Origin of the sequence: Peteryoungia rhizophila, from assembly GCF_004912145.1 — a bacterium.
Lineage (GTDB): Bacteria > Pseudomonadota > Alphaproteobacteria > Rhizobiales > Rhizobiaceae > Allorhizobium > Allorhizobium rhizophilum.
The window spans coordinates 95174-114600 of the sequence record NZ_STGT01000001.1 but is presented as its reverse complement, the minus strand read 5'-3'; the positions used below and the strand labels follow the sequence as shown (position 1 = coordinate 114600).

General features: G+C 62.6%; 21 protein-coding genes. 12 read left to right on the top strand and 9 right to left on the bottom strand.

Going from position 1 to position 19427, the window contains the following annotated elements; translation table 11 throughout:
* Nucleotides 1-45: 45 nt before the first annotated feature.
* The 4 genes from E9677_RS00595 to E9677_RS00580 all read left to right on the top strand — a co-directional run bounded on the left by E9677_RS00595 (nt 46) and on the right by E9677_RS00580 (nt 4611).
* Nucleotides 46-972: a pirin family protein gene (locus tag E9677_RS00595; RefSeq protein ID WP_136556166.1), complete on the top strand. Its 927-nt coding sequence runs from the start codon at nt 46-48 to the stop codon at nt 970-972.
* Nucleotides 973-1062: 90 nt separating this feature from the next.
* Complete coding sequence (gene dxs / locus E9677_RS00590; RefSeq protein WP_136556165.1) at nt 1063-2982, top strand: 1-deoxy-D-xylulose-5-phosphate synthase; 1920 nt, start codon at nt 1063-1065, stop codon at nt 2980-2982.
* Between the two features lie 104 nt (nt 2983-3086).
* The gene (locus E9677_RS00585; RefSeq protein WP_328591113.1) at nt 3087-4265 is read left to right on the top strand and encodes an MFS transporter; all 1179 of its coding nucleotides are present in this window, start codon (nt 3087-3089) and stop codon (nt 4263-4265) included.
* 4 nt (nt 4266-4269) lie between these two features.
* On the top strand, nt 4270-4611 hold the full coding sequence (locus tag E9677_RS00580) for a YkgJ family cysteine cluster protein (RefSeq protein WP_136556163.1): 342 nt from the start codon (nt 4270-4272) through the stop codon (nt 4609-4611).
* A 5-nt stretch (nt 4612-4616) separates the two neighbouring features.
* Here E9677_RS00580 and E9677_RS00575 read toward each other — a convergent pair whose 3' ends face one another.
* Nucleotides 4617-4946 carry a hypothetical protein gene (locus tag E9677_RS00575; RefSeq protein ID WP_136556162.1) on the bottom strand — a complete coding sequence of 110 codons (330 nt, stop codon included), beginning with the start codon at nt 4944-4946 and terminating at the stop codon, nt 4617-4619.
* A gap of 195 nt (nt 4947-5141) precedes the next feature.
* On the opposite strand from E9677_RS00575, the gene E9677_RS00570 reads away from it, so the two are divergent.
* The 3 genes from E9677_RS00570 (at nt 5142) to E9677_RS00560 (ending at nt 6577) form a co-directional block, all read left to right on the top strand.
* Nucleotides 5142-5744, top strand: coding sequence for a superoxide dismutase (locus E9677_RS00570; RefSeq protein ID WP_136556161.1), 603 nt, complete (start codon nt 5142-5144; stop codon nt 5742-5744).
* Between the two features lie 159 nt (nt 5745-5903).
* On the top strand, nt 5904-6311 hold the full coding sequence (locus tag E9677_RS00565; RefSeq protein ID WP_136556160.1) for a hypothetical protein: 408 nt from the start codon (nt 5904-5906) through the stop codon (nt 6309-6311).
* 8 nt (nt 6312-6319) lie between these two features.
* Complete coding sequence (locus tag E9677_RS00560) at nt 6320-6577, top strand: DUF2188 domain-containing protein (RefSeq protein ID WP_136556159.1); 258 nt, start codon at nt 6320-6322, stop codon at nt 6575-6577.
* An 85-nt stretch (nt 6578-6662) separates the two neighbouring features.
* On the opposite strand, the gene E9677_RS00555 is transcribed toward E9677_RS00560, so the two are convergent.
* From E9677_RS00555 to E9677_RS00545, 3 genes are read right to left on the bottom strand one after another with little or no spacing between them, the layout of a single operon-like run.
* On the bottom strand, nt 6663-7226 hold the full coding sequence (locus tag E9677_RS00555; protein WP_136556158.1) for a biotin transporter BioY: 564 nt from the start codon (nt 7224-7226) through the stop codon (nt 6663-6665).
* Nucleotides 7227-7256: 30 nt separating this feature from the next.
* A complete protein-coding gene (locus E9677_RS00550; RefSeq protein WP_136556157.1) occupies nt 7257-7862 on the bottom strand; it encodes an energy-coupling factor transporter transmembrane component T family protein in 606 nt (201 codons plus the stop codon).
* On the bottom strand, nt 7856-8536 hold the full coding sequence (locus E9677_RS00545) for an energy-coupling factor ABC transporter ATP-binding protein (protein WP_136556156.1): 681 nt from the start codon (nt 8534-8536) through the stop codon (nt 7856-7858). Before E9677_RS00545 ends, E9677_RS00550 begins: the two co-directional genes overlap by 7 nt.
* 184 nt (nt 8537-8720) lie before the next feature.
* On the opposite strand from E9677_RS00545, the gene E9677_RS00540 reads away from it, so the two are divergent.
* From E9677_RS00540 to E9677_RS00525, 4 genes are all read left to right on the top strand, one after another.
* The gene (locus E9677_RS00540) at nt 8721-9908 is read left to right on the top strand and encodes a winged helix-turn-helix domain-containing protein (protein ID WP_136556155.1); all 1188 of its coding nucleotides are present in this window, start codon (nt 8721-8723) and stop codon (nt 9906-9908) included.
* Nucleotides 9909-10001: 93 nt separating this feature from the next.
* A complete protein-coding gene (locus E9677_RS00535) occupies nt 10002-10361 on the top strand; it encodes a GNAT family N-acetyltransferase (protein WP_408014682.1) in 360 nt (119 codons plus the stop codon).
* 62 nt (nt 10362-10423) lie between these two features.
* Nucleotides 10424-10855: an antitoxin Xre-like helix-turn-helix domain-containing protein gene (locus E9677_RS00530; RefSeq protein ID WP_136556153.1), complete on the top strand. Its 432-nt coding sequence runs from the start codon at nt 10424-10426 to the stop codon at nt 10853-10855.
* A complete protein-coding gene (locus E9677_RS00525) occupies nt 10856-11554 on the top strand; it encodes an RES family NAD+ phosphorylase (RefSeq protein ID WP_136556152.1) in 699 nt (232 codons plus the stop codon).
* Between the two features lie 195 nt (nt 11555-11749).
* Here E9677_RS00525 and ribB read toward each other — a convergent pair whose 3' ends face one another.
* The 3 genes from ribB to E9677_RS00510 all read right to left on the bottom strand — a co-directional run bounded on the left by ribB (nt 11750) and on the right by E9677_RS00510 (nt 17132).
* Complete coding sequence (gene ribB, locus E9677_RS00520) at nt 11750-12850, bottom strand: 3,4-dihydroxy-2-butanone-4-phosphate synthase (protein WP_136556151.1); 1101 nt, start codon at nt 12848-12850, stop codon at nt 11750-11752.
* Nucleotides 12851-12860: 10 nt separating this feature from the next.
* A complete protein-coding gene (gene aroC, locus E9677_RS00515) occupies nt 12861-13955 on the bottom strand; it encodes a chorismate synthase (protein ID WP_136556150.1) in 1095 nt (364 codons plus the stop codon).
* Nucleotides 13956-14129: 174 nt separating this feature from the next.
* A complete protein-coding gene (locus E9677_RS00510) occupies nt 14130-17132 on the bottom strand; it encodes a bifunctional diguanylate cyclase/phosphodiesterase (protein WP_235882819.1) in 3003 nt (1000 codons plus the stop codon).
* 339 nt (nt 17133-17471) lie between these two features.
* On the opposite strand from E9677_RS00510, the gene E9677_RS00505 reads away from it, so the two are divergent.
* Nucleotides 17472-17732, top strand: coding sequence for a DUF1344 domain-containing protein (locus tag E9677_RS00505; protein WP_136556148.1), 261 nt, complete (start codon nt 17472-17474; stop codon nt 17730-17732).
* A gap of 26 nt (nt 17733-17758) precedes the next feature.
* On the opposite strand, the gene E9677_RS00500 is transcribed toward E9677_RS00505, so the two are convergent.
* Both E9677_RS00500 and fabI read right to left on the bottom strand, forming a co-directional pair.
* Nucleotides 17759-18349, bottom strand: a complete 591-nt coding sequence (locus E9677_RS00500) for a histidine phosphatase family protein (protein ID WP_136556147.1) — start codon at nt 18347-18349, stop codon at nt 17759-17761.
* A 16-nt stretch (nt 18350-18365) separates the two neighbouring features.
* The gene (gene fabI, locus E9677_RS00495) at nt 18366-19184 is read right to left on the bottom strand and encodes an enoyl-ACP reductase FabI (protein WP_136556146.1); all 819 of its coding nucleotides are present in this window, start codon (nt 19182-19184) and stop codon (nt 18366-18368) included.
* Between the last annotated feature and the right edge of the window lie 243 nt (nt 19185-19427).

Here is a 19427-nt window from a genome sequence, read left to right as displayed (position 1 = left end):
GTGGAGACCTGCTAGTCTTTGGACATTCGAACGAAGAGGTTTCCCATGTCCTTCTTTCCCGGCAATGACCCAGTCCCCGGTGACGCGTTTGCCTGCGACGCCATCGAACACCTCATCATCCCCCGCTCCAGCGACATCGGCGGTTTTTCTGTTCGCCGCGCGCTGCCCTCTGTGAAGCGCCGCCTTGTCGGTCCCTTCATCTTCTTCGACCGCATGGGTCCGGCCATCCTGAAGGCGGATGAGGCAATGGATGTCCGCCCGCATCCGCATATCGGCCTCTCCACCGTTACCTATCTCTTCGACGGCGAGATCAAGCATCGCGACAGCCTCGGCACCGAACTGGTCATCGCTCCCGGCGACATCAACCTGATGACGGCGGGGCGCGGCATCGTGCATTCCGAGCGCACACCGGAAAACCTGCGCGGTCATCCGCTCTCCATGTCGGGGCTCCAGACCTGGATTGCCCTGCCGGATCAGATGGAAGAGATCGATCCGGCCTTCGCCCATACTGCAAAGACCGAATTGCCGACCTTCAACGACCGTGGTGCCTCCGGACGCGTGGTGATCGGCGCGATGGGCGGCCTGCACTCGCCGGTGAAGACCTTTTCCGAAACGCTTTATGTCGATCTCACCTTGGAACGGGGTGTTCGCTTCCCCTTCGATGCCAGCCAGGAGGAGCGCGCGCTCTATGTCCTCTCCGGCGAAATCGAGATCGCCGGCGACCGCTTTGCGCAGGATCAGTTGCTGGTCTTCCGCCCCGGCGACGAGATCACTCTGATCGGCGGCGCGACCGGCTGCCACGTCATGCTCTTCGGCGGCGCGGCCATGGAAACCAAGAAACATATCTGGTGGAACTTTGCTTCGTCGTCCAAGGAGCGCATCGAACAGGCCAAGGAGGAGTGGAGAACTGGCCGATTCGACATCGTTCCCGGCGACGAAGAGGAGTTCGTGCCTTTGCCGGAGGGCCGTTGACGTCTATATAAGCGCGTGGTGTCGGATATTTGCCCAGTTCGTCTTGGGATGCTATCGCGCACCCAAACGAGTTGAAGAGGCAAGAGCCCCGTGACATCCATGCCCGATACGCCGCTGCTGGACAAGGTCGAGTTCCCGAAGGACCTGAAGGCCATTGAGGACCGCGATCTGCCGCAGCTGGCGCGTGAAGTGCGAGACGAGATGATCGATGCCGTGTCGAAGACGGGTGGTCATCTGGGGGCCGGCCTCGGCGTCGTCGAGTTGACGATCGCGATCCACAAGGTCTTCGAGACGCCCAGCGATCGGTTGATTTTCGACGTCGGCCACCAGTGCTATCCGCACAAGATCCTCACCGGCCGCCGCGAGCGGATCCGCACACTGCGCCAGGAAGATGGCCTCTCCGGCTTCACCAAGCGTGCCGAGAGCGAATACGATCCCTTCGGTGCTGCCCATTCCTCGACCTCGATATCCGCTGGCCTCGGCATGGCAGTCGCTGCCGAGCTGTCGAAGACCGACCGCAAGGTGATCGCCGTGATCGGTGACGGCGCGATGTCGGCCGGCATGGCCTATGAGGCGCTGAACAATGCAGGCGCCCTCGACGCCCGACTGATCGTGATCCTCAACGACAACGACATGTCGATTGCCCCGCCGACGGGCGCGATGAGCGCCTATCTCGCGCGTCTCGCCTCCGGCCGCAGCTACATGGGCTTCCGCGAGTTCGGCAAGAAACTGACCGCCTATCTCGGCAAGACCGTCGACCGCGCGATCACCCGCGCCGTCGAACATGCCCGTGGTTACGTCACCGGCGGGACCATGTTCGAGGAACTGGGCTTTTACCACATCGGCCCGATCGACGGTCATTCCTTCGATCACCTGCTGCCCGTCCTGCGTAATGTCCGCGACAATGCCAAGGGCCCGGTGCTGATCCATGTCGTCACCCAGAAGGGCAAGGGCTACGCACCCGCCGAAGCCGCCGCCGACAAGTATCACGGCGTCAACAAGTTCGACGTCATCACCGGCACCCAGGCCAAGGCAAAGCCGAATGCGCCGGCCTATACCGCCGTCTTCGCCGATGCGCTGGTGGAGGAAGCCCGCCACGACGAGAAGATCGTCGGCATCACCGCCGCCATGCCGAACGGCACCGGCCTCGACAAGCTGCAGTCGCTCTTCCCCGAGCGCACCTTCGATGTCGGCATCGCCGAACAGCATGCCGTGACCTTCGCAGCCGGCTTGGCTGCCGAAGGCTTCAAGCCCTTCTGCGCGCTCTATTCCACCTTCCTGCAGCGCGGCTACGACCAGGTCGTGCACGATGTCGGCATCCAGGGTCTGCCGGTCCGTTTTCCCATCGACCGCGCCGGCTTCGTCGGCGCCGACGGCCCGACCCATGCTGGCTCCTTCGATACCGGTTTCCTCGCGGCACTGCCTGGCTTTGTGGTCATGGCCGCGGCCGACGAGGCGGAGCTGAAGCACATGGTCCGCACGGCAGCTGCTTACGACGAAGGTCCGATCTCCTTCCGCTTTCCGCGCGGCGAGGGCGTCGGCGTGCCCATGCCCGAACGCGGCGAGATCCTAGAAATCGGCAAGGGCCGCATCGTCAAGCAGGGCTCCAAGGTGGCGCTCTTGTCCTTCGGTACGCGCCTGGCTGACTGTCTGCTCGCCGCCGAAGACCTTGACGCCGCCGGCCTCTCGACCACCGTCGCCGATGCCCGTTTCGCCAAGCCGCTCGACCACGACCTGATCCGCCAGCTCGCCCGCCACCATGCGGTGGTCGTCACGGTCGAGGAGGGCGCCGTCGGCGGCTTCGGCAGCCATGTCATGCATTTCCTCGTCAACGAGGGCCTGCTCGACAACGGCCTCAAGGTCCGCTCCCTCGTGCTGCCCGATTACTGGATGGACCAGGCCAAGCCAGAGACCATGTATGCCAAGGCCGGCCTCGACGCCGCCGGCATCTTGAAGACGGTGTTTGCAGCGCTTGGTCAGGACGTGCCCGGTGTGATTGCGGCGGGTTGAGGTTGAACACTCTCGCCTGCCCGTCTCTGGACTTCCCCCAAACGCCCCGCTAGACCGGGGCCTCATCAGCAGACCCTGAAACGGGTTCTGGAGGCTCCATGCACATGGCACACACCACGGATATCGCAGCTGACATCGCGCCTGATTGGGCAGCGATCGCGGTCGTCATCCTTGGCGTCACGGCCTTTGCGGTGGGGCAGGGGCTCACCTATCCGCTGATTGCGCTGATCCTCGAAGGCCGCGGCGTTTCCTCCAGCATGGCCGGATTGAACGCGTCTGTCTTCGCGCTCGGACTTGCCTCCTCGACGCTGATGATCGGGATGTTGACGCAAAGGATGCGCGGCGACAGGCTGATCGTCGCCTCGTTGCTCGGCGTCTCCGTCTGTCTTGCGACCTTCTCGGCCTTCGATCAGCTCTGGGTCTGGTTCGTCGCCCGCTTTATGCTAGGGTTCTGCACCAGCATCATCTACACGGTCTCCGAAGCCTGGCTGAACACCGCATGTCCGGACCGCCTGCGTGGCCGCGTGTCGGGGGCCTATAGCGCCGGCATGTGTGCAGGCTTTGCCGCCGGCCCGCTCGCCATTCCGCTTCTTGGCATCGAGGATGGCTTCGCCTTTGCCCTGACGGCTGCCTATGTCGCGCTCGTCGCCTTCGCCTCGGTCATGCTCGGCCGTTATGCCAAGACCAAGCCCGAGGCCTCCGAGGCCGGCGGTCTCATCACCTTCGTCAAGCTCGCGCCGGTTCTCACCCTGATGGTCGTTGCCTTCGGCTTCTCAGACATCGCGGCCATTTCGATGATTCCGCTCTATTTCGTCGAGCGAGGCTACAGCCAGAATTTTGCGGCCTTCGTCGTGACCATGGTGGCGCTGCCGACGGCGCTCGCCCAGCCCTTCGTCGGCTGGCTGCTCGACCGATTGTCGCGGCCGGTCATTGCTGTCTCGGGTTCGCTGATCGCCGCCATCGCTTTCCTGGTGCTCCCCTTCATGACGTCCCAGGTGGCCCTTCTGATCACCATTTCGATCCTCGGGGCCGCGAGTTTCTCGCTCTACACGGCAGCGCTTACCCTGCTCGGCGAACGCTTCCGTGGCGGCCTTCTGGTCTCGGGCAGCGCGGTCTTCGCGCTCGCCTACGCGATCGGCAGTGCGGCCGGTTCCGGCACCACGGGCCTCACCATGGACCTCGTCTCGGTCGATGCCGGCCCTGTCTTCGTCGGCCTCTTGATGCTGGTCTTCACCGCTTTCTTCGCCATGAACCTGATGCGCGTCCGCGCCGCGAGGCGCTGAAACCATGCTGGAAACCTCACCACCCGAGATCTTCGACTGCCAGTCCTGCGGCGCCTGCTGCGCCTATTCCGCCGACTGGCCCCGCTTTTCGCTGGAAAGCGACGAGGAGATCGCCGCCATCCCCGAAGCGATGATCGCCAAGGACGAGAGCGGCATGAAGTTCGAGAATGGACGCTGTGCGGCCCTGACCGGCGAGGTTGGCAAACATGTCGGTTGCGCCGTCTACCTCGTGCGCCCGCATGTTTGCCGCACCTGCATGCCGGGCGACGAGGAATGCAAGATCGCCCGCGCAGAGTTCGGTTTCCCGATCGACGGCCTGCCGGAGCCCGATATCTATGAGGCCTGACCCCCTTAGGGGATGCTGATGACCACTTGGTCCGCCGGCAGCTCGCCGCCGATCTCCGCCGCCTGGCTCTTCTTGTCATAGACGCAGATCGAGCTGACCGTCGCATCGGCCCCGACAGCCTTGCCGGTGAGGATGGCGACGCCATAGCTCTCCGTCCCGAACGGATCGACCACCACCTTCGGCTGTTCGATCCGCCCCTCCGCCAGGACAGTACATTTGGCCGCGACATCCTTGGCGAACGCGTCCCAGGCATCGCCGGACGAGGCGATTGCCGACGACGAGACTGTGAGCAAGGCGAGCGCGGTAGCAGTAAGAAACTGTCGGGAACGGAACATGGGGAACCTCGGTTGGGTGCACTGTGGCGCAGAGCGTCGGTCGGAACGCCAAGTCGCGCAAGTCCAAAAACGGAAGACATTTCTTTCTCTTGAAGGTCGGATTTTGGAAGAGCGAAGGTTGCCTGAGTGATGTTCCGCACCTATGTTCCCGTCACCTGCCAAAACGCAATCCATTTGCCAAAAGGAGATCTCACCATGGCCTTCGAATTGCCCGCCCTCCCGTATGCTTACGACTCGCTGGCACCGTTCATGTCGGCTGAAACGCTCGAGTTTCACCACGACAAGCACCACCAGGCCTATGTGACCAACGGCAACAATCTCCTGAAGGATTCTGGCCTGGAAGGCCTGTCGCTCGAAGAGATCGTCAAGCAGTCCCACGGCAAGAATGCCGGCCTCTTCAACAATGCCGGCCAGCATTACAACCACATCCACTTCTGGAACTGGATGAAGAAGGATGGCGGCGGCAACAAGCTTCCTGGCAAGCTGCAGGCTGCAGTCGACAGCGACCTTGGCGGCTATGACAAGTTCAAGGCCGATTTCGTCGCAGCCGGCACCACCCAGTTCGGCTCCGGCTGGGCCTGGCTCTCCGTCAAGGACGGCAAGCTCGAAATCTCCAAGACCCCGAACGGCGAAAGCCCGCTGATCCACGGTGCGTCCCCGATCCTCGGCGTCGACGTCTGGGAACACTCCTACTACATTGACTACCGCAACGCCCGTCCGAAGTATCTCGAAGCCTTCGTCGACAGCCTGGTCAACTGGGACTACGTTCTCGAAATGTACGAAGCCGCAACGAAGTAATTCCGTTTCGGCCTGTCCTGTTCGTGACGCCCGGTACCGCTCAGGTGCCGGGCGTTTTTCGTTTCGGCTGTGACATCTCGTACGACAGCGGCGATGGAACCTTCCGGGGTCGGGCACGTTTGTTCCGCAAGACCGACACAACATGAAAGGAACCGTCCAATGGCGTCTTCGAATCTCCAGGCAGAACTGCGTGAACTTCGTGAACAGATGAATGATCTCAAGGACATGATCAGCCGCGAAGCAGGCCGCAGCAGCCGCAACATGCGCAACCGCGCCTCCGAAGCGCTGGACGAAGCAGGCCGCGCGGCTTCTTCCGTGACCGGCTACGACCGCGATGACATCCGCAACCGCGCGTCTGACGTCGTCAACGGTGCCTCCCGCACGGCCCATGTCGTGGCTGACTATGCCCGCGAAGGCGCAGACACGGTTGCTGGCGTCGTTCGCCGTCATCCGGCTGCCGCCACCTCCGCCGGCCTGATCACGCTCGGCATCGTCGGCGGTGTCGTCGGTTATCTGCTTGCAAATTCCACTCCGCCGGCCCGCGACAGCCGCTGGCGCTGGAACTGAGGCCAGCCATGGTCAAGGTGACCTATCACGTCGTGGAGCATGACGAAGGTTATGCGTACCGTCTGGGCAACGTATATTCGGAGCCCTATGCGACGCACGACGAAGCGGTGGCGGCCGCCCGTAAGGCAGCAGGCGCCCAGCAGCTTGCCGATGGCGACGCTGAAATCAGCTGGCAGGACGCCGAAGGCGAGTGGCATCACGAACATGCGGACGGTGCGGACCGCCCCATGACGGACGTCGTCGACGATGTCGAGGACGACCGGTAAGCCTGATCATTTTTGAGTTCAGGCAAAAGAGAAAGCCCGTAGCGCAAGCTGCGGGCTTTCTTGATTCTGAAAATGTACAGAGACTTTACGCCCGGGCTGGCAGCAGCGGATAACCGACGAGCACAGCGCGCGCGGCAAGCGTTGCGATCGCGGCCTTGACCAGATCGCCCGGAATGAAGGCGAGCGAGCCTGTGAGCACTGCGGGGAAGGGCGTGCCGGCGACGACCGAGAGCCACGGCATGCCGCAGAGATAGACCACGCCGATGCCGCCGACGACGCTTGCGATGAAGAAGCCGGCCATCTGCTTGGTCGCCGTCTGACCTTCGCGGACCAGCTTCTCGGCGAGCAAGCCGGTGACGAACGTCCCAATGATCCAGCCGAAGATGTAACCGCCGGTCGGACCCATCAGCACGTTGAGGCCGCCGCGACCACCCGACAGCACCGGCAGGCCGACGGCGACGAGAACGACGAGCAATGCATAGGCGAGCGCCCCGCGCTTGGCGCCGATGATGCAACCGGCCAGCATGACGCCCATCGACTGCGCGGTGATCGGAACCGGCAGAAGCGGGATCGGAACGGGCGGCAGGAAGCCGAGCACGATGATGATGGCGGTGAAAAGGGCGGCGAGCACGAGGTCTCTGGTCGTCATCAAGGGGTCCCCCAAAATCTGAAAGGCTTTTTACTGATCCCGAATTCCCCGCGCGTCAATCGCCTCGGCGATCCGATCCGCATCCTTCAGCGTCGAAATGATCAGCGGCCCGAGCATGCGAGAAAGCTTGACCGGAATACCACGTGCCGCATGCGCCTCCTTCAGCGCTTCGTAACGCTGGGCGATCTCGGGCACGAAACGCAGCACGAGTCCGAGCGCCAGCCCGAGATCGGCCGCCTTCATGAGGCCCAGACGCTCCAGCGGCCAGGCGAAATCGGTGACGGCGGCCATGAAATCCGCAATGGTCGTGGAGGCCGTCACGGCCGCGGCGAGGAAGAGGATGGCGACGAGCCGAAGCGTTGTGACGAGCGTCTCTTCCGGCGAAAGAAGGATAAGGTTGACGGCGGCGAGAAAGGCAATGGTGAAGAGCACGGGCTTCAGGCGCCGCAATCCTTCCCACAAGCCAACGCCGGTCGAGAGATAGAGGAAGCCTGTCAGGACGAGCGCGGCAGTGAGCACCAGCGGCTGGGCGATCAGATAAAGCGCGAGCCCGAAGACCATCAGCCCCAGCAGCTTCGGCTTGACCGGGATGCGATGCAGCAGGCTCCGGCCCTCCACATGCAGGCTCGTCAGCATCCGGCAATCTCCCGGTAGCGCGCGATCGCTTGCTCTCCCATACCATCAAAAACGAGCGCGCCGTCATGGAAGACCAGGACCCGGGAAAAGTCGGAAACGAGCTCCAGGTCATGGCTGATGACGATGGCCTGTTCGACTAGTCCCCCGATCGCCGCCTTTACCGTGGCGCGATTTTTCAGATCCAGCTGGTTCGTCGGCTCGTCGAAGATCACCACCTCGGGCCGGTTGACTGAGACTGCGGCAAGTGCTGCGAGCTGCAATTCGCCGCCGGACAGCTCATGCGGACGCCGCCTGGCGAGGTCGCTTATACCGAAGCGGGCAAGGGCGTCTTCCACCAGCCGGTCGACATCTGCCGCGGGCAGCCCCCGAGACTTCGGTCCCAGTGCGATATCCTCGCGGATGACAGGCAGGATGATCTGATGCCCGGGATTCTGGAAGATGAAGCCCGTCTTCGCCCGCGCCGCTTTCTCGTCCGCCACGGTGTCGAGGCCATCCAGCGTGACAGTGCCGGAGGAGGGCTTCGCGAGCCCCGCGATCAGCCGCGCGAAACTCGTCTTGCCGGAACCATTGAGCCCGATCACGCCGATGCGCGCCTCGGCGAGCGACAGCGAGAGCGGGTGCAGCGCCATACGGTCGCCGTAGCGCAATTCGGCCTGGTCGAAACGGATGTGCAAGGCGGCGGTCTCCGGGGGGCAGTTGGTGATGCTATAGACCGACGAGGGGGGAGGTGCCAGATGTCTTCACGGCCGTGTATTTCACGAGAACGGTGAGGTCCAGGAACCGGGAGCGGTCCGAGCGATCCAAAACAGCCAATCCTAGGCCATTGAACAAACCACGAACATGTCCTAGCCTCCCTCCATGGCGATTCCCATTCCCAACACGCTGGCGCGAAAAATCTTCCTCGAACGGCAGGGACTTTCCCGCTCGCCGTCGAAGGCGCTGGGGCGGCAGGGGCTGTACGATATGATTCACGATCTCGGTTTCGTACAGGTCGACAGCATCCAGTGGGTCGAGCGTGCTCACCATCAGATCCTCTTCTCCCGCAATCAGACGTATCGACCTGGGGATCTCGCCCATCTGGCCGAGAAGGACCGCTCGCTTTTCGAGCACTGGACGCATGACGCCTCGATCATCCCGTCGGCCTTCTTCCCTTATTGGAAACACCGCTTCGTCCGCCGCGAGGAACGGATCCGGCAAAACTGGGCCAGATGGCAGGGGGAAGGGTTCGATCAGGCCTTCGAGGAAACCTATGCCCGCATCCGCGATCATGGCCCGGTCATGGCCCGCGATGTGAAGGCCGAGGACCACAAGTCCGGCGGCTGGTGGAACTGGCATCCGTCGAAGACCGCGCTCGAATTCCTCTGGCACACCGGCAAGCTGGCGATTGCGCGCCGCGAGGGCTTTCAGAAGGTCTATGACCTCGCCGAGCGGGTCATCCCTGCCGAGCATCATGCCCCGGAGGTCGAACACGACGCCTTCGTCGACTGGGCCTGCCGCTCGGCGCTCACCCGGCTCGGCTTCGCCACTTCGGGCGAGATTGCCGCCTTCTTCGACATTGTCACACCGGACGAGGCCAAGGCCTGGGTCATCGCGCATCGCGACGAGTTGCAGGACGTATTGATCGAAACCGAGGACGGCAAGCCACGCGCCTCCTTCGCCTTTGCCGACAGGGTCGCGGCGCTCCTGGACGCTCCGGAACCGCCCGCCCGCATCCGCGTGCTCTCACCCTTCGATCCACTGATCCGCGACCGCAACCGCACCGAACGCCTCTTCGGCTTCTTCTACCGCATCGAGGTCTTCGTGCCCGAGCCCAAGCGGCAATATGGCTACTATGTCTTCCCGCTGCTGGAGGGCGACCGGCTGATCGGCCGGATCGACATGAAGGCAGAGCGCAAGGAGGGCGTGCTCGACGTGCGCCGCCTCTGGCTGGAGCCAGGCGTGAAGCCGAGTGCCGGTCGGCTGGAAAAACTGGAGGCCGAACTCCAGCGTGTCGCCCGCTTCGCTGGCATGGAGACCTTCCGCCTCCAGTCCGGCTGGCTCGGCTGACCGAAGACAAACACAATAGACAGAAAGACCAGAGACGTGACCGACAACTGCGCCTACCGCATCGAACCTCGCGTGCCCGCCATCGACGACTATATGCGCCTGCGTCTCGAGTCCGGGCTGACGCCCTTTTCCCGAGAAGCTGCCGAAAAGGGACTACCGAACTCGATCTTCGGCGTTTGCCTGATGCTGGGTGACGAAACCATCGGCATGGGCCGCATTATCGGCGATGGTGGCTGCTTCTTCCAGGTCACCGACATTGCCATACTCCCGGCTCATCAGGGCAGGGGATTGGCCAAGCTGATCATGGCGGCGCTCTCCGATTTCATCGCCACCCTGCCGAAATCAGCCTATGTCAGCCTGATCGCGGATGTGCCGGCTAACCGCCTCTACGCCCAGTTCGGCTTCGACGAAACTGCCCCCCGCTCGGTGGGCATGGCGCGCAGGGTGATCTGATTTCAGACTTGTAATGCCCATCAAATGACATATATTTTCTATGTCATTTGATGGAGAGTGCTATGCTCAGTTCGGCCGAAAGATCCCTGGCTCCGGCCATGCCTTCGCCGGGGTTCGCCGATGAAACCGACCGCAAGCGGCTGTCAGCCACGGCACTCAAGGCTTTCCGCCGCATCGTTGCCCACTGGGATCTGACCAGCCAGCAGGCGGCGGCCCTGCTCGGGGTCTCCGTCAGCACCTGGGAGCGGCTGAAGCCGGAGAGCGTGACGAAAACGCTGAGCCAGGACCAGATGACCCGGATTTCGGCGCTGACAGGCATCTACAAGGCGCTGCATCTGCTCTTCGTCGACGCCATGGCCGACCGCTGGCCAATGCTGGAAAATACGGGTCCACTCTTCGATCGCCGCACGCCAGTCGCCGCCATGATCGTAGGCGGCATCCCGCACATGCTGGAAGTGCGCCGCTATCTCGATGCGGTGCGCGGAGGCCTTTGAGTGGAGATCGCCGATCTTCCGGTCTCCACCGTCGCTCATTCTAGGACGGTGCGCCTCGTCTCGACCGCGCGGTTGCGCGCGCCGGTACTGGCCTCCCTGGCCGACGATCCCGGAGAACTGGCCGAACTCGCCGAGATCGAGGCGGCCACGTCGAGCCGCATGCAGGCCCAGGCGACCGGCATATCCGGCCTGTCCGCCAGGGAACTCGTCTACGACGTGCCGCATGCGCATTTCATCAATGCCAGCTTCGCCTATTCCAAGCCCCGCGAGCCCAACCGCTTCAATGGCGAGACGCGCGGCGCCTGGTATGCGGCACTCTCGGTCGAGACCTGCCTTGCGGAGATTACTTTCCACATGACCGATTTCCTCGCCCGCACGGGCGTTTACGAGGCGGTGGCGGATTATGCGGAAATGTTCTGCAGCGTTTCGGGAGAGTTTCTCGACCTGAGGTCGAAGCCCGCCCATCCGGCCCTCTCGCCGGACAAAACGGTCGGATATGCGGAAGGCAACATGCTTGCCCTAAAAGCCCGACGCGCAGGGCTGAACGGCGTCATCTACCCCTCGGTCCGCCATGTCGGTGGAACCTGCTTCGCCATCCTGCGCCCCGCCGCCGTCCAGTCCGTTCGCCAGGGCGATGTCTGGCGGCTCACCTGGAAGGGCAGGCCGGAGCCCGTGGTGGAGGGGCCGATCGGGTCTTGAGGTTTTGGCAGCATCCGGGTCACCCCCACCCGACGCAGCGCGTCGACCTCACACCCTCAAGGGGTAGGTGGTTGGCCGCGGTCCGCCGATGTGCAGATTCGAGCCAGCCTTACACGCCACCCTCCCCTTGAGGGGGAGGGTCGGACCGAAGGTCCGGGGTGGGGTGATCAGGCGACGGTAAGAAAGTCCAGCTAGTCAGACGATCTCTGTCGCCGAGATCTGGATACCAAATCCTTCGAGCCCGACATAATGACGCTCACGCGAGGAGTAGAGGCGGATCGAGGTGACGCCCAGATCCTTCAGAATCTGCGCGCCCAATCCGATTTCCAGCCATTCGCTGTCGCGCACCTGGGCTTCCTGATGCGCTTCCCGGTCGTGTTTGCCGGTGCGCGCGGTGGTCGATACGCCGACGCCGACCGAGCCCTCGCGCAGATAGACGATGACGCCACGGCCCTTTTCCGCAATCCGCTTCATGATGCCGTCGATCTGGCGATCCACGCCGAAGACGTCGCGACCGACATCTTCGAGATGCAAGCGCACGGGAATGTCCTCGCCGTCCCGGATGTCGCCGAAGACGAGTGCCACATGCTGCATCGGATCCCAAGGCAGCGAATAGGCATGCGCCTTGGCCGGACCGTAAGGCGTCTGCACATCGAATTTGGAAACGAGCTGGATCAGCGTTTCCTTGCGCTGGCGGTAGGCGATGAGATCGGCGACCGACACCTGTTTCAGGCCGTGCTGCTCGGCAAAGGCAGAGACCTGCGGGCCGCGCATCACGGTGCCGTCGTCATTGACCAGTTCGGAGATCACGCCGATCGGCGGCAGGCCCGCCATGTTGCAGAGATCGACAGCCGCTTCCGTGTGGCCGGACCGCATCAACACGCCGCCTTCACGCGAGACCAGCGGGAAGATGTGGCCCGGGCGCACGAAATCGACGGCGCCGACATTCGGATTGGCGAGATTGCGCACCGTCAACGTCCGGTCGTCAGCCGAAATGCCGGTCGTCGTGCCATGCTTGAAATCGACCGACACGGTGAAGGCGGTCGTGTGCGCACTGTCGTTCTCGGCGACCATGGCCGAGAGGTTGAGGCGCTTGGCCTCTTCCTTCGGCATCGGCGCGCAGACGATGCCCGACGTGTGGCGCACGATGAAGGCCATCTTCTCAGACGTGCAATGAACGGCAGCGACGATCAGGTCGCCTTCATTTTCGCGGTCGTCGTCGTCCATGACCACGACGATTTCGCCGGCTTCGAAGGCCCGGATTGCTTCCGCGACACGCTTCTGGTCATAGCTCATGGGTTAGTCCTCACCTTGTCCGGCCGTTCTGGCCACGGTCTCTCAAAATATGATCGAGAAGGATGCAGGCAAGCATCGCCTCGCCGACGGGCACTGCGCGAATACCGACACACGGGTCGTGACGTCCCTTGGTTCGCACGTCCACCTCGTTGCCGTCGGCATCGATCGAGCGCTTTTCGGTCAGGATTGACGAGGTCGGCTTGATGGCGAAACGCGCGACGATCGGCTCGCCGGTCGAGATGCCGCCGAGCACGCCGCCAGCATGGTTCGACAGGAAAACCGGCTTGCCATCCGCTCCGATCCGCATTTCGTCGGCATTCTCCTCGCCGGTGATCTCGGCAGCCTGGAAGCCATTGCCGACCTCGACGCCCTTGACGGCATTGATCGACATTAGGCCCGAGGCGATCTCCTGATCGAGCTTGCCATAGACGGGTGCGCCGATCCCGGCCGGCACGCCTTCAGCCACGACTTCGATCACGGCACCTACGGAGGAGCCGGCCTTGCGAATACCGTCGAGATAGTCCTCGAACACCGGCACCATGGCGGCGTCCGGGCAGAAGAACGGGTTCTGGTCGACTTGTGCCCAATCCCAGTTGTCGCGGTTGATCTTGTGCGTGCCGATCTGCACCAGGGCGCCGCGAATGGTGACGCCGGGCATGGCGAGACGGGCGAGCGCACCTGCCGCCACGCGGGCCGCCGTTTCGCGGGCGGACGAGCGGCCGCCGCCGCGATAATCGCGGATCCCGTATTTCAGATCATAGGTGTAATCGGCATGGCCGGGGCGATAACGCTTGGCGATGTCGCCGTAATCCTTCGAGCGCTGGTCGGTGTTCTCGATGAGGAGGGACACAGGCGTGCCCGTCGTGATCATCGTGCCGTCTTCCTGCGGCATGACGCCGGAGAGCACCTTCACGATGTCGTCCTCGCGCCGCTGCGTCACGAAGCGCGACTGGCCGGGCTTGCGCTTGTCCATGAAGGCCTGCAGGTCCTCTTGAGCGAAACGGACGCCCGGAGGGCAGCCGTCGACGACCGCGCCGAGCGCCGGTCCGTGGCTTTCGCCCCAGGTGGTGACGCGGAAGAGATGACCGAAGGTGTTGTGCGACATTCCTGAGTTACCATTCCATTCTCGCCATCCGGAACGTCTCCCGTCTGGCCCTGCCTTGGATGGGGTCACTCATAGAGCAAATCCGCAATTTCTGTGAAGCGCTTTTGCGTCCCGTGCCGCTGTTTTGCGACAACACAGTGTCTCCGGACCTGCGATGATCCGTTGACCTGCCGCTCACGAGGCCTTGCGCTGGGGTAGGTGATCGACGAAGCGGGTGAAATCGTCGAAGGAAAGCGGCTTGGCGAAGGCATAGCCTTGCAGATAGTCGCAGCCGAGCTGACGCAGAATACCGGCATGTTCGTGCGTTTCCACGCCTTCCGCCACCGTCTCGATTCCAAGAGAGCGGGCGATCTCGACGATATTGCGCACCAGGCTGCGTTCCTGCGGCTGCACCGTGACAGGCAACACCAGCTGGCGGTCGATCTTGAGCCGTTTCGGTTTCAGCTTCAACAGGCTGACGATGGATGTATGCCCGGTGCCGAAATCGTCGATTTCGATGTCGATACCGAGCGATTTGATTTTCTCGATATTGTCCGAGGCGAGCGTGTCGCTCTCGTCGAGGAAGATCGATTCCACCAGTTCGAAACAGATCGAGCCGGGGCTGATCGCCAAGCCCTTCAACTGGTCGATGAGGTTGCCGTCATGCAGTCGCTTCGACGAGACGTTCACGGAGATGCGCGGCACCTGCATGCCGAGCGCCGTCCAGCGCATCTGGTCCTTCAACGCAGTCTGCAGCACCAGCTCGTCGATGCGGGCCATGACGTTCAGGTCTTCGGCAACCTTGAGGAAGTTACCGGAGGCAAGGATGCCGCGATCCGGATGGCGCCAGCGGATCAGCGCTTCGGCGCCGCAGAGCTGCATGCTGGATGCCTCGAATTGCGGCTGATAGAACACGACGAACTCGTCCCTGTCGAAGCCGGCGAGAATGTCATCGGCCATGCGCTTCTTGGCGACGATATTGGCCTGCAGGTCGGGCGTGAAGAACTCATAGCAGTTCCGACCCTTCTCCTTGGCCTGGTAAAGCGCGATATCGGCATTGATCAGGATCTTGCGCGCATCGGGTGCTGGCCCTTGCGCCTGCGCGATGCCGATCGACACGCCGCAGCGACAGTCGAAGCCTTCGAAGTCGAGAGGCTGGCGCATCTCCTCGATGATCTTGCTGGCAAGGGTTGCCAATTCTTCCATGGTGGTCTGGCGGCGGGCCAGAACGACGAATTCGTCACCGCCGATACGGGCGACGAGATCGCCCCGCGGCACATGTTTCATCAGGATGCGCGAAGCGTGCACCAGCATCGCGTCACCGGCCGCGTGGCCGAGCGTGTCGTTGATTTCCTTGAATCGGTCGAGATCGAGATGAAGGATCGCGAACCTGGTGGCCTGCCGATCGCCGCTGCGCCCCAGCATGTCGAGCTCGAGATCGAGCTTGCGCCGGTTGGCGAGCGAGGTGAGGGGATCGTGCAGGGCGTTGAATTCGATCCGGTTCTTGGCAAGCTCCAGCTCGATATTGCGCATGTCGGCTTCCGCCTTGGCGCTGCGCAGCTGCTCCGCGAGCAGAGCGTCGGCGGTCACGTCGAAGGCGATGCCGATGAGCTTCTTCTTGCCGTCGCGACCGACATGCGGCTGTCCGACGGAGCGAATGTAGCGCATCTCGCCGTTCTGCAGCACCACCCGCTGGGTCGTGTTGATGATCTGGTCGAGCGTCGCGGCCCGCTTTGTGGCCAGCTGGATCTCGCCGCGCTCGTCGGGATGAAGCCGGGAAAGCCAGACATGTTCGGTGACTGCATTGTCGGTGAAGGGCACGCCATAGAGCTGGTGCATGCGCTCATCCCAGATGGCGGTCTTGGTCACGGGATCGCCTTCCCAGGTGCCGCAATTATAGGAACCGAGCGCGAGATCCAGCCGCTGCGAGGCCTCGGCCAGCTGGTGCTCGCGGCTAGACAGTTCCTCGAGTGCGAGTTCGAGCTCCGCATTTTTGATGTCGCTGTTTTCCTTTGCCCGGCTGAGCGACTGTGTGACCAGCGTATCGGTGGTAACGTCGCAGACGATCCCGGTGATGCTGCCGTCGATCGTGCGGGCGCCGACGGAACGCAGGTAGCGGAAGCTCTGATCGGAGAGTGGGACCCGGTAGCTGATGTCCCATCGATCGGCCGTGGCGGCGACGACGCAGTCGAAGTAAAGCTGCTCGCCCTTGCCGATATCCTCGGCATGGAGCGAGGCGAACCAGTCTGCGAGCCTGTCCTCGTCGTCGGCAAGGCTTTCGGGCAGGCCGTGCAGGCCGGCACTGCGGTTGTCCCAGATCAGCGCGTGGGTGACGGGGTCGATTTCCCAGATGCCGGTATTGGAGGTTTCGAGCGCCAGTTGGAAGCGTTCCGAAAGTTCGAGCAGGCGCTGTTCACGGGCCCGGAGGCGGGCGATGTTCAGATTGCGTTCGCTGAGCAGAAAGACGGCAAGCAGCACCGAGATCATCATCGCGACGACACCCGCCAGCACCAGCAGGCGGCTCGGCAGCATCCGGTTCATCGCCGCATCCCAGCCGTCGGCGGGAACACCGAAGATCTGGAAGTCGAGGCCTCCTTCGGTGACTGCGATCGCGACCGGCATTTCGTTGAAGATCGAGGAATCGCCGAAGACGAGGTCTCCACCGGTGACCGAAGGCAGCGTCACCGCGATCTTCGTATGGTCGTGTTCTTCATGCTCCGGCAGTTCGTCGTCCGACAGAAGGTTATGATCGTCGAAGAAGCGGTTGCCGTCGATCGCGACGATCAGGGAAATCCAGCCCTGTTGGGCCTGCCAAGGCAGAGGCGGGACGGGAATATCGATCACGAACGTCCGCTCGGTCTGTCTGATCGCCGGCGTGAAGGCCATGCGACCGGGGTCGCTCAGTGGTTCGAAGCGGATGGACTGGATATGTGAATTGTCCGTCAGCGTGCGCGCGATCATCCGGTTGACTTCGGGCGGCGAAATCATGCTGTCGTCGGCGATATCGTCGGCAATGGACAGTGCCAGATTTGTATCACGCAGGATCTGCGTCTCGATCTCGGACTTGACGTGCCGCAGGCGGTCGAGCACCGCGTGTTCGATGCGACCGCGCTCGGCAAGCGCCGTCTGCCTGTCGATCATCAGCCCCGTGGAAACGATCACGACACTGAGCAAGGCGCCTCCGATAAGCCAGAGCATGCCGTTGCCCCATCTGCTCTCGGCACGCGGGTTCCTCGTCAAGTCGCGCAAGTGTAAGTATCCCCTGATCACCAACTCGGCTAAGTCTATGCGCTGCCGGTTAATTTAGGATTTCGGGTAAAGCACGTATTTCGTCTCGCCTGTGCTTTGAGCCAGGTGAGCCTCGGCCAGTAGATGCAACCGAAATGGGTCAAGGATAACCTCTTCAGGCGGCTTGATCCCGGCCGCCGTTCGGGTCCACATTCCCATTGAATTGTCATCATGACGGGCGAATTCCGCCACATTCGGGAGGCTAGTTTGAAAAGGTTTTCAGCAGTGATTTGGTCGAAGGTGGTTCAGATGCGTGTCGTGATATCCCTGCTTCTTGCAACGGCAAGCTTCCTGTCGCCGGTCACGGTCCTCGCCGGCAGCGCCGATGTCGAGGCGACCATTCAGGATGTGAACATCGATGGCATGAGCCTGGTGCTCGATGACGGCAAGACTTATGCGGTGCCAGCCGAATTCAACTTCGAGGGTCTCGAGCCTGGCCAGAAGGTCATCGTCTTCTATACGGAAGTGGACGGCAAGCGCGTTGTCGACGATCTGGAAGTCCTGCCGTAACGCGAAGCACCGCTGGCGGGGCGGGTTCAGAGCCAGCTGATCTGCTTCTGATCCCTGTCGATTTTCAGGATACGGTCCTGCGGTATGTTCATCTCGCAGGCCTCGTCTTCATTCACGTCGCCGATGATGCGGAAGCATGTTCTGATAACCCCGCCATGGCTGACGCAGACGGTCGGACCCTCGACCGATTGCAGCCAGGCGCCGATCCGCCAGGACAGGATTTCATAGCTTTCTGCGTCTTCGCCCGGGGGGATGAAGCCCCATTTCTGCCGAGCACGTTCCGCGACCCGCTCCGGGGAAATCTGGGCGAGTTCTGGTAATGTCGAGCCCTCCCAATCCCCGAACGAGACTTCCTTCAGCCTGTCATCGAGGCGATAGGCTTGCGGCTGCAGGCCCATGGCGGCTCGCACGCGCTCCATCGTGTCACGCGTGCGCCCGAGCGGCGAGCTCACAAAATCGAAATCCCCGGCGCGGGCGCCGAGGATCTTGGCGAGCTTGCGCCCGTTTTCGGTGGCCTGTTGGCGGCCGATGTCGTTGAGGCCGATATCCTTCTGCCCCTGCATCCGGCCTTCGGCGTTCCAGTCGGTCTGGCCGTGACGGATCATGTAGATGAGCACGGCGCAGTCTCCGATGTCAGTCCTTGCCGAGTACGATGTCGGGCGCATCCACCGACTTCATTCCGACCGTGTGATAGCCGCAATCGACGTGGTGCACTTCGCCCGACACGCCGGTGGAGAGGTCCGACAGGAGATACATGCCCGACTGGCCCACCTCGTCCGTGGTGACGTTACGCTTCAGCGGCGAGTGATACTCATTCCACTTCAGGATATAGCGGAAATCGCCGATGCCGGAGGCGGCGAGCGTCTTGATCGGGCCGGCCGAAATCGCGTTGACGCGAATGCCACGCCCGCCCATGTCGACGGCGAGGTAGCGAACCGAAGCCTCGAGTGCGGCCTTGGCCACACCCATGACGTTGTAATGCGGCATGACCTTTTCGGCGCCGTAATAGGTGAGCGTCAGAAGCGAGCCGCCATCGTTCATGATCTTTTCGGCGCGGGCGGCGACGGCCGTGAACGAATAGACGGAGATGTCCATCGTCCGGGCGAAGTTGTCGCGGCTGGTCTCGATGTAGCGGCCCGTCAACTCATCCTTGTCGGAGAAGGCGATGGCATGAACGACGAAATCTATCTTTCCCCAATGGGCTTCGAGATTGTTGAAGACGGCGTCGATGCTGTCCAGATTGGTCACGTCGCAATCGCCGGCGAGGAAAGCGTCGAGTTCCTTGGCGAGCGGCTCGACGCGCTTCTTCAGCGCATCCCCCTGCCAGGTCAGTGCGATCTCGGCACCCTGGTCGCGACAGGCTTTCGCGATGCCCCAGGCGATGGAGCGATTGTTGGCGACACCCATGATGACGCCGCGCTTGCCTGCCATGAGGCCGGAACCTTGAACCATATCGGGACCCTTTGAGACTTTCGTTGGTGGAGCCTATGGCATAGGCTGTTCCACCGTTCAAGATTGCAGTCCGACATCGATGCATCCGTGCCCCGACAAATCATGCCGGTGCCTGAAATCCTTCATATGTCAGGTTAAAGTGCCGCCGCAGGCCCCGCGATCCTTGCTCGTCAGTGCCGCGCGTACTGTCCTTGTCTGCAGGTGCCGAGACACCGGCCGACGACGCGCTCGGGTCGGGTCTCT